Source organism: Enterobacteriaceae endosymbiont of Donacia simplex, assembly GCF_012568645.1.
GTDB lineage: Bacteria > Pseudomonadota > Gammaproteobacteria > Enterobacterales > Enterobacteriaceae.
On sequence record NZ_CP046192.1, the window covers coordinates 150,533 to 164,232 of the forward strand.

At 17.7% G+C, this 13,700-nt stretch carries 11 protein-coding genes and 1 tRNA gene; 6 read left to right on the plus strand and 6 right to left on the minus strand.

Annotated features, from left to right (window positions below; all coding sequences use genetic code 11):
- Positions 1 to 20: 20 nt before the first annotated feature.
- From GJU00_RS00735 to aroC, 6 genes are all read left to right on the plus strand, one after another.
- Complete coding sequence (locus GJU00_RS00735) at positions 21 to 2,795, plus strand: valine--tRNA ligase (protein ID WP_168893413.1); 2,775 nt, start codon at positions 21 to 23, stop codon at positions 2,793 to 2,795.
- 45 nt (positions 2,796 to 2,840) lie between these two features.
- Positions 2,841 to 3,869: an ornithine carbamoyltransferase gene (gene argF / locus GJU00_RS00740; protein WP_168893414.1), complete on the plus strand. Its 1,029-nt coding sequence runs from the start codon at positions 2,841 to 2,843 to the stop codon at positions 3,867 to 3,869.
- Positions 3,870 to 4,221: 352 nt separating this feature from the next.
- Positions 4,222 to 5,247 (plus strand): extracellular solute-binding protein, encoded by a 1,026-nt coding sequence (locus GJU00_RS00745; RefSeq protein WP_246208890.1) that lies wholly within the window; start codon positions 4,222 to 4,224, stop codon positions 5,245 to 5,247.
- Between the two features lie 135 nt (positions 5,248 to 5,382).
- A tRNA-Asn gene (locus tag GJU00_RS00750) sits at positions 5,383 to 5,455 on the plus strand.
- Between the two features lie 92 nt (positions 5,456 to 5,547).
- Positions 5,548 to 6,456, plus strand: coding sequence for a 50S ribosomal protein L3 N(5)-glutamine methyltransferase (gene prmB / locus GJU00_RS00755; protein WP_168893416.1), 909 nt, complete (start codon positions 5,548 to 5,550; stop codon positions 6,454 to 6,456).
- Between the two features lie 53 nt (positions 6,457 to 6,509).
- Positions 6,510 to 7,580 carry a chorismate synthase gene (gene aroC, locus GJU00_RS00760; RefSeq protein ID WP_168893417.1) on the plus strand — a complete coding sequence of 357 codons (1,071 nt, stop codon included), beginning with the start codon at positions 6,510 to 6,512 and terminating at the stop codon, positions 7,578 to 7,580.
- A gap of 5 nt (positions 7,581 to 7,585) precedes the next feature.
- On the opposite strand, the gene GJU00_RS00765 is transcribed toward aroC, so the two are convergent.
- The 6 genes from GJU00_RS00765 to GJU00_RS00790 form a co-directional block, all read right to left on the minus strand.
- On the minus strand, positions 7,586 to 8,191 hold the full coding sequence (locus GJU00_RS00765; RefSeq protein ID WP_168893418.1) for a peroxiredoxin: 606 nt from the start codon (positions 8,189 to 8,191) through the stop codon (positions 7,586 to 7,588).
- A 925-nt stretch (positions 8,192 to 9,116) separates the two neighbouring features.
- On the minus strand, positions 9,117 to 10,163 hold the full coding sequence (locus tag GJU00_RS00770) for a methyltransferase (protein ID WP_168893419.1): 1,047 nt from the start codon (positions 10,161 to 10,163) through the stop codon (positions 9,117 to 9,119).
- Position 10,164: 1 nt separating this feature from the next.
- Positions 10,165 to 11,001 carry a symmetrical bis(5'-nucleosyl)-tetraphosphatase gene (locus GJU00_RS00775; protein ID WP_168893420.1) on the minus strand — a complete coding sequence of 279 codons (837 nt, stop codon included), beginning with the start codon at positions 10,999 to 11,001 and terminating at the stop codon, positions 10,165 to 10,167.
- A 25-nt stretch (positions 11,002 to 11,026) separates the two neighbouring features.
- Positions 11,027 to 11,407 carry a Co2+/Mg2+ efflux protein ApaG gene (gene apaG / locus GJU00_RS00780; protein WP_168893421.1) on the minus strand — a complete coding sequence of 127 codons (381 nt, stop codon included), beginning with the start codon at positions 11,405 to 11,407 and terminating at the stop codon, positions 11,027 to 11,029.
- 4 nt (positions 11,408 to 11,411) lie between these two features.
- Positions 11,412 to 12,212 carry a 16S rRNA (adenine(1518)-N(6)/adenine(1519)-N(6))-dimethyltransferase RsmA gene (rsmA, locus tag GJU00_RS00785; RefSeq protein ID WP_168893422.1) on the minus strand — a complete coding sequence of 267 codons (801 nt, stop codon included), beginning with the start codon at positions 12,210 to 12,212 and terminating at the stop codon, positions 11,412 to 11,414.
- 79 nt (positions 12,213 to 12,291) lie between these two features.
- A complete protein-coding gene (locus tag GJU00_RS00790; protein WP_168893423.1) occupies positions 12,292 to 13,581 on the minus strand; it encodes a peptidylprolyl isomerase in 1,290 nt (429 codons plus the stop codon).
- Positions 13,582 to 13,700 lie beyond the last annotated feature (119 nt).

The following is a 13,700-nucleotide window of genomic DNA, read 5'->3' on the forward strand; positions in this document are numbered from 1 at the left end:
TATAAGAGATATTTTTTATTATGGATAAAACATATAATCCAAAAACTTTTGAAAAAAAAATTTATAGTTATTGGGAAAAAAATAATTTTTTAAAAAATAAATTTAATTATTCAAAAAAATGTTTTTCTATTATGGTACCACCACCTAATATTACAGGATCTTTACATATAGGCCATGCGTTACAATATACTTTAATTGATATTTTAGTACGTTATCATCGAATGTTAGGTAAAAATATATTATGTCAAGTAGGAATAGATCATGCAGGTATTGCTACTCAAAATTTAATAGAACAAAAAATTTTTAATGAAACAGGAAAAACTAAAAATAATTATAGTCAAAAATTTTTTTTAGATAATATTTGGAAATGGAAAGACAAATATTGTAATATTATTTATAATCAAATGAAAAGTTTAGGTTTATCTACAGAATGGGAAAAAGCAAGATTTACAATGGATGATAAATTTATTAAATCTGTAAGAGATATTTTTATTATTCTTTATAATCAGGGATTAATTTATAAAAAAAAAAGATTAATACATTGGGATTTAAAACTTAAAACTGTAATTTCTGATTTAGAAGTTGAGTATAAAAAAAATAAAACAAATTTGTGGTATATAAAATATTTTCTTTCAAATCAAATTAAAACTCTTAATAACAAAAATTATTTAATTGTTGCTACAACTAGACCAGAAACATTATTAGCAGATAGTGCAATTGCTATAAATCCTTTAGATCAAAGATATAATTATTTAATTGGTAAATATGTAATTGTACCTATTATTAATCGTAAAATTCCTATTATAGCAGATAATTATGCTAAAATAACAAAGGGTACTGGATGTGTTAAGATTAGTCCTGCACATGATTTTAATGATTATAAAGTTGCTATTAAACATAATTTACCTATAATTAATATTTTTGATTTAAAAGGTAATATTTTAGAAAAATGTCAAATTTTTAATAAAAAACAAAAATTTATAAAATTAAATGATAGTATTCCAAAAATTTTACAAAAAATACATTTTTTAAATGCAAGAAATATTATTCTAAAAAAAATAAAACAACAAGGATTACTAGTTAAATATGAAATAAGAACTAGACTAATACCATTTAGTATGCGTAGTAATACTATTATTATCCCTATGTTAACAAATCAATGGTATTTAAATACTAAAATTTTATCTCAAAAGGCAATAAATGCTGTAAAAGAAAAAAAAATTATATTTTTTCCTAAAAAATATGAAAATATGTTCTATTCTTGGATGAATAATATTCAAGATTGGTGTATATCACGTCAATTATGGTGGGGTCATAAAATACCTGTTTGGTATGATAATAAAAATAATATTTATGTAGGAAAAAATGAGAAAGAAATAAAAAAAAAATATAATCTAGATAAAAATTTTTATTTAAAACAAGATTCTGATGTTTTAGATACATGGTTTTCTTCTAGTTTATGGACTTTTATTACTTTAGATTGGCCTAATAATAAAAAATTTTCTTTTTTTCATCCCACTAATATTATTATAAGTGGTTTTGATATTATTTTTTTTTGGATATCTAGAATGATAATGATGACAATGCATATTGTTAAAAATAAAAATAATATTCCCCAAATACCTTTTAAAAATATTTTAATGACAGGATTATTAAGAGATAATAAAGGAAATAAAATGTCTAAATCAAAAGGAAATGTAATTAATCCAATAGATTTTATTGAAGGTGTTAATTCTATAAAAAATATACGAAATAGTAAAATTTATGGAGCAGATGCATTAAGATTTACATTAGCAGCATTATCATCAACAGGTCGTGATATATATTGGGATATAACTAGATTAGAAGGATATCGTAACTTTTGTAATAAAATTTGGAATGCTAGTATTTTTATTTTAAAAAATATTAATTATAAATTTATTAATGAAAAAAAAAACTTGTCTGTAATAGATAAATGGATTTGGTCTGAATATTATTTAGTTGTAAAATATTATATAAAAGCATTAAACGAATATCGTTTTGATTCTGCTACGAATATTTTATATAATTTTATATGGAATAAATTTTGCGATTGGTATTTAGAATATTCTAAAATAATTTTTCAAGAAAAAGATCAAAACAAAAATACTGGAACACATTACACATTATATCATCTTTTTGAATCAATATTAAGATTATCTCATCCAATAATTCCTTTTATTACTGAAGTTATATGGCAAAAACTAATTAAAAATGATAAAAAATTTTCTAATAGTAGTATTATGATACAATCTTTTCCTAAAGTAAATAAAATACAAATAAATAAAAAAATTATACATATTTTTAATATTTTTATTAAAATTATTACAACTATTCGTAATAATAAAATAGAAATGAATATAAAAAATAATAAAAAAATTAATTTATATATAAAAAATATAAATAATGAATTTGATATTTTTTTAAAAAATAATAAAAAAATTTTAAAAAAATTTGTAAATCTTAAAAAGATAATTTTTATTAAAAATAATATTAATTTTCCAGAAAAAACACTAATAAATAAAATAAATAATATTGAATTTGCTATTCCATTAAATAATTCAATTATTGATCAGAAAAATTTATTAAAAAAAATTAATAATAAGTTAAATAATAACCAAAAAATAATAAATTTATTAAATAAAAATATAATAAATAAAAATTTTTTATCTAAAGCTCCTAAACATATTATAATAAAAAATTTAGAAAGGTTAAAAAATTGTGAAATTTTAAAAAAAGAATTATTACAAAAAATTTCTTTAATTGAAAATTTATAATATTTTTTTTTATATTTAAATTATTTTAAAATAAGGATATGTTGTATGAATGAATTTTATAATAAACATTTTTTAAAATTATCAGATTTTTCAAAACAAAATATTTATGAATTAATTAAAATATCAGAAAAATTAAAATATGATAAAAAAAATTTTAAGGAAAAAAAAAAATTAGTTAATAAAAATATTATTCTTATTTTTGAAAAAAATTCTACAAGAACTAGATGTTCTTTTGAAATAGCATGTTTTGATCAAGGAGCTAATGTTACCTATTTAAATATTAAAGATAGTCATATTGATCATAAAGAGTCTTTAAAAGATTCAGCTAGAATTTTAAGTAATATGTATCATGGATTAGAATATAGAGGAAAATATCAAAAAAAATTAGAAATTATTGCTAATTATTCAACTATTCCTGTATGGAATGGATTAACAAATGAATTTCATCCTACTCAAATATTAGCAGATTTATTAACTATTAAAGAAAATATTAAAAATAAAAAAATTGATCAAATTAAATTATCTTATATAGGAGATATTAATAATAATATTGCATATAGTTTAATAGAAGCATCAAGTATAATTGGTTTTAAATTATTTTTAATTTCACCACAAAAAATTAAATTAGGTAATAATATATATATTAATAATATAATAAAAAAAGTTATTACTCATAGTAATATTAATATTACCGATAATATTGATTTAGGTATTAAAAATTCAGATTTTATTTACACAGATATTTGGTTATCTATGGGAGAAAAAAAATCTTTAAAATTATGGGAAAAAAAAATTAAAAAACTACATAATTATCAAGTTAATAGATTATTACTTGAAAAAAGTCAAAATAATAATGTTAAAATTATGCATTGTTTACCTTCATTACATTTATATAAACATTATAAAAATTTATTTACTAAAGAAATTATTTCAAAATATAATTTATATAATGGATTAGAGATAACGGATGAAATTTTTGAATCCAAAAATAGTATTATATTTCAACAAGCAGAAAATAAAATTCATACTATTAAAGCTATAATGATTGCTTCTTTACTAAAAGAACAATATTAAAATATTAATAATATTATATTTATAAATAAATTTAAAAATTTTTATGAAAAATAATAATAAGTTATTTATTAATAAAAAAAAATTTTATGAAAAATATATTTATTTCTATAAAACTATATAAATAAAATATTAATTTTTTTTAAAATATAAATAACTTATAAATAATAACTTCTATTTATAAAAAAATATTTTTAAAATATAATAAGTTTATTAAATTAAATATATATAAAATATATAACTTTATAAAAATATAAAAATTTAAATTAAAGTTTTTTAATAAAATATAGATAATATATTAATAATAAGGTTTAATAAAATGTTTTTATTTTTTAGATTAATATGTATTGTTTTTATAATATTATTATTACCAATAACAAAAAAATATTTAAATTTTACAAAGTCTATTCAAAATACTATTTTTTTTTATAATTGGACAGAATATGTTCCTCAAGAAATTCTAGCTCAATTTACTAAAGAAACTGGTATTAAAATTATTTATTCTACATACGAATCTAATGAAAGTATGTATGCTAAATTAAAAACCTATAAAAAACAACCTTATGATTTAGTTGTTCCTTCTACATATTTTGTAGCAAAAATGAAAAATGAAGGTATGATACAAAAAATAGATAAAAAAAAAATACCTAATTTTTCTAATTTAGATTCTAAATTTTTAAATAAATCTTTTGATTTAAATAATGAATATTCTATTCCATATATGTGGGGTGCAACAGCTATAGGAATTAATACTAATATAATAAAACCAGATTCTATAAATAGCTGGAGTGATTTATGGAATCCAAAATATTATAAATCTATTTCTTTAATAGATGACGCTAAGGAAGTATTTCAAATGTCACTAATAAAATTAGGTTATCCTGGAAATACAACTGATATTAAATATATAAAAAAAGCTTTTATAGATTTAAAAAAATTAATGCCTAATATTATTTCATTTAATTCTGATAATCCTGGATATCCTTTTATTGAAGGTTCTGTAAATATAGGAATGATTTGGAACGGTTCTGCTTATTCTGTTCAAAAATTAGGTATTCCTTTAAAATTTATTTGGCCAAAAGAAGGAGGTATTTTTTGGATGGATAGTTTTGTTATACCTAGTAATGCTAAAAATATTAAAGGTGCTCTTAAATTAATTAATTTTTTACTAAGACCTGATATTGCTTCAAAAATAGCTAAAAAAACAGGTTTTTCTACTCCAAATTTACAAGCACAAAAATTATTACCATTAGATATGATTAATAATAATATTTTATATCCTAATAATCAAATAATTAATAAAGGTATTTGGCAAAATGATGTTGCTATGAGTATAAGTAAAAAATATGAATTTTTTTTTCAAGAATTAAAAAATTTATAATATTAAATATATCTTTTATTTTAAAAATATTATTTTTGAAGTTATTATTCATTCATTATATATTTTATAAAATATAATTTTCTTGACATATACATAATATGTATATTAATATTATTAATTAATAGTTTATAAAGATCCTCTGTAGTTCAGTTGGTAGAACGGCGGACTGTTAATCCGTATGTCACTGGTTCGAATCCAGTCAGGGGAGTTAAAATTATTAAAATTTTTATATCATAAAATATATTTTTATGTTTTTTATATTATTAACAAATATTATACTATAGGATATATATATATTATATGGTAATAAAATTTAAATATTTATTTAATGAAGAAATTATAAACGAATTGTTATCTATTCAAGATATAGTACGTTGGATAACAAGTTGTTTTAGTGTTTCAAATTTATGGTATGGACATGGAAGTAATAATCCATGGGATGAAGCTTTAAATTTAGTTTTACCCTTATTAGGATTACCTCCTTATTTATGGAATAATGTTCGTGAATCTAAATTATCTTTTAAAGAACGAAAATTAATTTATCAATTAGTATTGAAACGTATAAAAAAAAGAATTCCAGTAGTATATTTAACAAAAAAAACTTGGTTTTGTGGACATGAATTATATATTGATAATAGAGTATTAATACCTAGATCTCCAATTGCTGAATTAATTAATAATAAATTTAAATCTATTATTTTCCCATATAAAAAACCTAAGTATATATTAGATTTATGTACTGGTAGTGGCTGCATAGCTATTGCTTGTTCATATCTTTTCCCTAATGCACATATAGATGCAGTAGATATTTCTTTAGATGCGATTAATGTAGCAGAATATAATATCCAATTACATGGATTAGAAGATCGTATTACTCCTATATATAGTAATTTATTTGATAAATTAAAAAAATCAACTTATGATTTAATAATAACTAATCCTCCATATGTAGATAAAAAAGATATAAAATTTTTACCAAAAGAATATTTATATGAACCTAAAATAGGATTATTTTGTAAAAATAATGGTATAGCAATTATTGAAGAAATAATATCTAAATCACCTCTTTATCTGAAAAAGAATGGTATTTTAATTTGCGAAGTAGGAAATAAAATGTTAAATATTATAGAAAAATATCCTAAAATTAGTTTTCAATGGATTGATATAAAAAATGGAGGTATAGGAATATTTAAACTAGAAAATATTTAATATATTAAATTATTTTATAAAAATAATATTTATAAATATAGGAGTAAATATTCATGTCTGGTAATAGTATTGGAAAATTATTTAAAGTTACAACTTTTGGGGAATCACATGGAAAGTCATTAGGATGTATAATAGATGGAGTTCCTCCTAAAATTCCTTTAAAAATAAAAGATATACAAAAAGATTTAGATAGACGTAAACCAGGATTATCAAAATATACTTCTCCTCGTAAAGAATTAGATCAAATACAAATTTTATCAGGTGTATTTAATCATTTAACAACAGGAACAAGTATCGGATTATTAATAAATAATATAGATATACGATCTCAAGATTATAATAATATTAAAAATATTTTTCGTCCTGGTCATGCTGATTATACTTATGAAAAAAAATATGGAATAAGAGATTATAGAGGTGGTGGACGTTCATCAGCTAGAGAAACAACTATGCGTGTAGCAGCAGGAGCAATTGCTAAAAAATATTTATTAATAAAATATAATTTAAAAATTAGAGGATATTTATCTCAAATAGGTGATATAATTTGTGATTTTGATAATTGGGAAGAAGTAAATAAAAATCCTTTTTTTTGTCCAAATAAACATCAAATAAAATATTTACAAAACATGATAAATAATTTAAAAAAATCTGGTAATTCTATAGGTGCTAAAATTACTATTATTATAGAAAATGTGCCAGTAGGATTAGGAGAACCTGTATTTGATAAATTAGATGCTGAATTAGCTCATGCAATAATGAGTATTAATGCTGTTAAAGGAATTGAAATAGGGGATGGTTTTAATTCTGTAAATAAATTAGGAAGTAATTATAGAGATGAAATAAGAGAAAATGGATTTCAAAGTAATAATTCTGGAGGAATATTAGGAGGTATTAGTACAGGACAAAATATAATTATACATTTTGTAGTAAAACCAACTTCTAGTATTTCCATTCCAGGAAAAACAATTAATTTATTAGGAAAAGAAACATACTGTATTACACAAGGACGTCATGATCCTTGTGTAGGTATTAGAGCGGTTCCAATAGGAGAAGCAATGGTTGCTATAATTTTAATGGATCATTTATTACGTTATCGCGCGCAATGTATTGATATTATAAATTGATAAAATTAATATAATTCATTTATATTATTGGATAAATAATTAACAATTCCTTGAGAAGTAGGTGCTATACTTTTTTTACCTTTTTCCCATTGTGCAGGACATACATCGCCATATTTTTCATAATGTTTTAAAGCATCAATTGTACGAATTATTTCATTTATATTTCTTCCAAATTGAAGATCATTTATTAACTGATGTCTTATTATTCTTTTTTTATCTATTAAAAATAAAGCTCTTAAAGCTACACCTAACTGAGGATGTTCAATACCATAAGATCTTTGTATATTTTTTGTAATATCAGATATCATTATAAACTTTACATGTCCTATTCCTCCTTTACTTATTGGAGTATTTCTCCATGCTTGGTGAACAAATTGTGAATCACATGATATACCTAATAAATTAATATTTCTTTTTTGAAAACTATTAAAATGTTGATTTAAAGATATAATTTCTGTAGGACAAACAAATGTAAAATCTAAAGGCCAAAAAAATAATACAGTTATCTTATTTTTTGAATATTTATATAAATTAAAATTATCAATAATTGAACCATTTGCTAAAACAGCAGAAGCATTAAAATCAGGAGCTTTTTTAGTTACTAAAATCATATTTTTCTCTTTAAATTTACTTATTATAAAATAATAATATATTATATATAGAATTTTTATAAAATATGAAAATATTATTAATTTAAAATTTTATTTTAAAAATATTTTATTATTTGTATTTAAAATAATTTTTTATTAAATATTTATAATAATAATATTTCAATTATTAAAATATACTTTTTAAAAATTTTAATATTAATTAAATTTAAAAAAATAATTTAATTTATATTAAAGTATATTTATATAAAAAAGGATAAAATTATAATTTAATAACATTTAAAATTAATTAAATATATATAAAATTATTAATAATAATAAAATTATCATATATTTAAATAATAATATATAAAAAAAATAAAGAAATTGATTATGGAAAAAAATATTAATATATTCTAAAATAGAATACTTTAATAGGTAATATTACTGATATTATAGAAAAAAGAAATTTAAATAACATAATTGTATAATTACTAGTAATATAAAATATAAAAAAAGTAAAAGATATATTAGGTAAATATTTACACTAAAATTTTATTTAACTTATAAAGATAATTTTAATAATAAAAATAAGAAAATAAAAATAAAAATATTATAATATTATAAGATATAATAATTATATTTTTATTATTTTAATAAATTTAATTAAAATTTGGATTTTAATAGTATTGATTATTTAATATAATATTATTTTTTTTATTATATTAATAATTAATTATTTTTTAAATAAACAACTAGAAAAAATATCATTATTTTATTTATATTATTAATAATATTATTAAATTTATATTTCTTTTAGAATAATTTTCTTAAAAAAATTTTATATTTATGATAATAATTTGTGTAATAATAAATATAATTTTCATAATATATATTATATTATTAATAATTTTAATAATATGTATTAATAAAAAATAAAATCTTAAATTTATATATTTTTTATCCTATATACAGAAAATGTTTTATTTTTAGATAAAATAGAAATTTTTAATGGAAAATTATTAAAAATTTTTTTATATGATATGAAATTATTAATTACAAATAGTAATTCTCCTTTATAACGTACATTTTTTATAAATTTAGTTATCATTTGATAAATAAATATTAAAGAAAAATTTGAATTTTCATGAATAGGGGGATTAGATATAATAAAATTAAATTTTTCTTTAATATTAGAATAAATATTACTAGGAAAGACTTTTACATTTTTTATTAAATTTTTGGTTAATGTTTTTTTAGTCGAATAAATTGCTTTTGCATCGATATCAATAGCATATATTGAATATTTTATTTTATATTTTTCTAAATTACTATTTATAATAGCTGTAATAATTCCAGATCCACAACCTAAATCTAATATTTTTCCTTTTATTAAAATATTACTATTATTAATAATAGTCGAAATTAATAATTTACTCCCATTATCAATTTTATTGCCACTAAATATTCCAGGTAAATTATATATTTGATAATTATTATAATAATAATAATTCCAGTAATTATTTATATTAAAATAAATATTTTTAGTTAAAATTCCATGAAAAATAATATGTTTTCTTGCATTAATAATTTTTTTTAAATTTATTATTTCTAATTCTTTTATACAATCGATTTTTTTTACACCACTATTATTAGAACCGATAATAAATATTTCAACTTTTAAAGATAAAAAAGATAAAATATTATTTAATATAAATAAAGATTCTTGCTTATTTCTTAACCAAAAGAATATGAGAATATTAAAATTATATTTTTTATATTTTTTACTCATTATGCCATAATAAATATTATTATTTACTTTTTTTTTAAACCATATATAATAATTATAATTATGAGTATTTACAAAACTTAATAAAGTATTTAAATAAATAGGTATTTTATCTTTAATATCTCCAGCAAAAATAACTTTTTTATTTAAAAATTTATTTTTAAATAAACGTAAAAAATATTTGTTTATTGGTAATAATGTATACATTTTAAATTTTACAATCTATACTATAAAATTGTCTTTTTTCCCATGAATAAACTGTTAATTTTTTTCCCCAACAACATCCAGTATCTAAACCTATTATATTTTTTGGAGTATATCCTCCTCCTTGTAAATCAGACCAATGACCAAAAAATATTGTATATTTATTATATAAAATATTTGAGATCCAAAACCATGGTTTTAATATTTTAGTATTTATATCATTGGGAGCTTTTTTAGTAAACATTTCTAAAGTACCATCTAGATAACAATATCTCATTTTAGTTAATGCATTAATAGTATAATTAAAACGTTGAAAACCTATTAATGTATTTTTCTTCCAATCATTTACTTGATATTTTTCATTATCTATATAATTTAAAAAAAAACTATTTTTTTCCCTCGAAATAATTTTTTGTGCTTCATTTGAAGCAGATAAAATAATATTAATATTATCCCATTGAGGAGGAATCCCTGCATGTGACATTAAAATTTTTTTATTTTTATCATACTGTATTAAAGGTTGGTATTTTAACCAATTATTTACAATAAATATTATTTTTTTATCTTTTAATAAATTTAAAATTTTTGGATCATCAACATTGTAATTATCAGAACTTAAAATTAAGAAAATTAGATATAAATCATGATTTCCCAAAACTAATTTTATAGATTTTTTAATAGAATATAAAAAATATAAAACTTTAATGGAATCTGGTCCTCTTGCTATAAGATCTCCTGTAATCCATAGTTTATCATTTTTATAATCAAAATTAATTTTTTTTAATAAGGAAATAAGTTCATTATAATAACCATGAATATCTCCAATAAAATAAGTAGTCATATTTTTTATAAATTAGTTATATTAATTAATGAATATGTGTTTTAATTGCTAAACGAAAAATAGGAATCTCTACATGATAAACATTATTATTTTCATCTATTATAATATAATGTCCTTCTATAATTCCAATTGGAGTTTCTAAAATAATTATATTAGTATGATTAAAATTATTACCTGGTTTAACATAAGGTTTTTTTCCTATTATTCCTCCATCATATACTTGAATTTTTTTACCGTTACCATTAGTTATACTCCAATAACGACTAATTAATTGTAAAATTTTTTTTCCTAAATTATGAATAGTTATTGTATATGTAAATACATAATGATTAGTTGTAGGTATTGATTGGGATTTTATATAAATACTACTTCCTTTTATATAAACTTGAGATAACAATGATTTCATAAATTTATAACCTTTTGTTATTTAACTCTAACCAATTAGCTAATTGACAATATTCTGATATTGAAACATTTTCAGCACGAATTTTATAATCAATACCTAAATAATCTAATTCTTCTTCAGAAAATAAATTTATTAAACTATTTCGTAAAATTTTTCTTCTCATACTAAAAGCTTGTTTTACAATTTTTTTTAAAAAAAAAATATTATTTAAATTATAAGGATTATTTATATAAGGTCTAATATATACCATATTAGACATAATTTTAGGTTTAGGAAAAAAATTACTTGCTTTAATTTCCATTAAAGATCTTATTTTACAAAATAATTGTGTTATTATACTTAAACAACCATAATTTTTTCTCCCTGGATACGCAATTAATCTATTTACTACTTCTTTTTGCATAATAAAATGCATATCTTTAATATTTTTTAAATATCTAAATAAATAAAAAATTACTTCAATAGAAATATTATACGGTAAACTACCAAATATACGTATCCTTTTTTTATATTTTTTTGCTAAGACTAAAAAATTAAAATCTAATATATTATTTAAAATAATATTAATATTTGCGTTTATTAAAATTTTATTTTTTTTTAAAATATTAACAAAATGTTTATCTATTTCAATAATAGAAAGATTTTTATTATATTTTATTATTGGAAAAGTTAATGCTCCTAATCCAGGTCCTATTTCAACCATTATTTGATAATATTTTGGATTTATGAAAGAAATAATTTTTTTAATAATTTTTTTATTAGTTAATATATGTTGTCCATATTTTTTTTTTAAAATAATTTTCATATATGATCTTTTTTTATAAAAATTTTATTATTTTATATATTTATAGTATTAGCTATTAATTAAATAATATTTTTTATTATTAATTTATATTTTTTATATATATATTTTTAGCATATTCATAAATAAAAAGTTCAGATTCTCTTTCTATCTTTTCTCTTAAAATAATTTCATATGCTTTTTTCTTTAAAAATAATTTACTATTTTGAATATTTTTTTTATCTAATAATTGTATTATAAAAAAACTATCAGATTCTTGAATCGGTAAACTAAATTCGTTTATTTTTAATTTTTTTATAATTTTACGAAATTTTGGAGAGAAATTATTTAATGACATCCAATTTTTATTATCTCCAAATTTATTTGTTAATATATCATTAGAAAATAATTGAATTGCTTTTTTAAAAGTAATTTTTTTTTTTAAAAGATCAAAATATATATTTCTAATTTTATTATTAAAATCTTTATTATTTAGATTATTTTTTTTTATATAAATAAATTGTAATAAAACTTTTTCATTATCTATATTATCTTCTATAAAAAGATTATTTATTTTTATAAGAAATAATTGTGAATTTAAATATATTGGTCCTATTATATCGTTCTTTTTAGAATTATCTAAATAATTAATAATATCTTTTGATAATTGATTTTCTCTTTTATTTTTTAAAATTTTTTTTTTTATATTAAAATGAGAAATAAATGTTTTTTCATTATATTTTTTAAAATTATTATTTAATTTTTTTTTTTGTAAAATATATATTAATTTATTTAATAAAAAAATTTTATGATTAAATTTATCTTTTAAAGGATTATTATTAATAATAAAAGAAAATATAGTAATATCATAAATTTTATGATTTTTTAATTTTAAATATAATTGATTAGTTAATGACTCAACTTCTTCATCATAAATATTAATATTTTTTGGTAAAAATTTGTTTTTTACTACATTAATAAATATAATATTTTTAAAAATTTTATAAAATTTTTTATAATTAATATTATAATCAAAAAATTGTTTTTTTAACATATCTTCAGAAACATTATTTGTTTTATATATTTCTAAAATAAGGTTATTTAAATCTTCTTCTGATAAAAAAAAACCATGATCTTTTATTATTTGTAAAAAAATAAAATATTTTATTACATCTTTTATATTTTTAATATTTAAAAAATAATATAATTGTAAATATTTATTATTATAAATTTTTTGTGTAATAGATAAAATTTCATTTACATGTTTTTGTAAAATTATATCATTATTTATAATTATTTTAATATTATTAGTATTTTGCATAGACATACATTTAGAAATATTACATAAATAAAAAGATAATATTAAAATATAAATTACTTTTTTAGTTATCATTTTTCATCCTACCACTAATTAAATTATTAAATAATAAATATTAAAAATATTATTTAATGATTGCAAATTCATATAATAATTAACTATTATAGATAATTAAATTATAGTTTAAATATATT

What these genes read in the sequence shown, in the direction of transcription:
- GJU00_RS00790 (WP_168893423.1), bottom strand. Translation starts at nt 13,581, where the DNA reads ATGATAACTAAAAAAGTAATTTATATTTTAATATTATCTTTTTATTTA.
- GJU00_RS00765 (WP_168893418.1), bottom strand. Translation starts at nt 8,191, where the DNA reads ATGATTTTAGTAACTAAAAAAGCTCCTGATTTTAATGCTTCTGCTGTT.
- prmB (WP_168893416.1), top strand. Translation starts at nt 5,548, where the DNA reads ATGGTAATAAAATTTAAATATTTATTTAATGAAGAAATTATAAACGAA.
- GJU00_RS00775 (WP_168893420.1), bottom strand. Translation starts at nt 11,001, where the DNA reads ATGACTACTTATTTTATTGGAGATATTCATGGTTATTATAATGAACTT.
- apaG (WP_168893421.1), bottom strand. Translation starts at nt 11,407, where the DNA reads ATGAAATCATTGTTATCTCAAGTTTATATAAAAGGAAGTAGTATTTAT.
- argF (WP_168893414.1), top strand. Translation starts at nt 2,841, where the DNA reads ATGAATGAATTTTATAATAAACATTTTTTAAAATTATCAGATTTTTCA.
- GJU00_RS00735 (WP_168893413.1), top strand. Translation starts at nt 21, where the DNA reads ATGGATAAAACATATAATCCAAAAACTTTTGAAAAAAAAATTTATAGT.
- GJU00_RS00770 (WP_168893419.1), bottom strand. Translation starts at nt 10,163, where the DNA reads ATGTATACATTATTACCAATAAACAAATATTTTTTACGTTTATTTAAA.
- aroC (WP_168893417.1), top strand. Translation starts at nt 6,510, where the DNA reads ATGTCTGGTAATAGTATTGGAAAATTATTTAAAGTTACAACTTTTGGG.
- rsmA (WP_168893422.1), bottom strand. Translation starts at nt 12,212, where the DNA reads ATGAAAATTATTTTAAAAAAAAAATATGGACAACATATATTAACTAAT.